At 50.4% G+C, this 857-nt stretch carries 2 protein-coding genes; both read left to right on the forward strand.

The genetic code is table 11. The features are described from left to right. The coding region (locus tag KIV40_RS34515; protein ID WP_285353959.1) for an ABC transporter ATP-binding protein at window positions 1–513 on the forward strand (513 nt) is incomplete at its 5' end. After that, window positions 501–857, forward strand: a 357-nt coding sequence (locus KIV40_RS34520; protein ID WP_375164957.1) for an ABC transporter permease, incomplete at its 3' end; no start/stop codon positions are given. The genes KIV40_RS34515 and KIV40_RS34520, both read left to right, overlap by 13 nt.

Consider the following 857-nt stretch of genomic DNA (forward strand, 5'->3'; position numbering starts at 1 on the left):
TCGATAGAGGGGCAGCCCTACCCAGAACAAGCGATCCCAGCTGCGCGTTTTCGTCGTCACGGTTTAGGTTTTGTATTTAAAAAATTCAATCTGGTGCCCGTCATGACAGCGCTAGAAAATGTTGCTTATCCTCTGATGCGCAATGGTTTGAGCCTTGAAGAGCAGCATAAGCAAGCGCAGCAGATGTTGATGCGTGTTGGCTTAGAGCAGTACGTTCACCATCGACCAGATAACCTTTCTGGTGGTCAGCAACAGCGCGTCGCGATTGCTCGTGCTTTGGTCCACAAGCCTAAGTTAGTGATTGCCGATGAACCGACAGCGAGCTTAGACAGCCACACAGCTAACAACGTGATCGATATTATGCGCGAGCTTGGTCACGAGTTTGGCACCACCTTTATTGTTGCGACCCATGAACCAAGAATGGCTAACCGTTGTGATCGCGTGATTGAGTTAGTGGACGGCAATTTGGTCTCTTCAGTGTCAAACAAGGAGGCAATCTCATGGGCAAGTTAATGGAGTTTGGCTTTTTGCAGTCGCTTCGCTTGGCGTGGCTGAATTTGCTGCGCAATGGTCGGCGTAGCTTATTGTCGGTTTTGATCGTGGCGATTGCAGTGTTTGCGCTGACTTCGGCGGGTGGTTATGGGCTCTATACTTATGAGTCTTTGCGAGAGTCGACCGCGCGAGATACAGGGCATTTAACACTCAGCACTCCGGGCTATTTTGAGCAGGACGAAGATACGCCGCTGAGCAATGGTTTAGATAACGCAGATGAACTGACAAAGTTGATTATCGGCGACAGCGATGTGCGTGGTGCTCAGCCACGTGTCTACTTCAGTGGCCTTGTCTCCAATGGTTCG

This window comes from Vibrio sp. D173a (assembly GCF_030248475.1).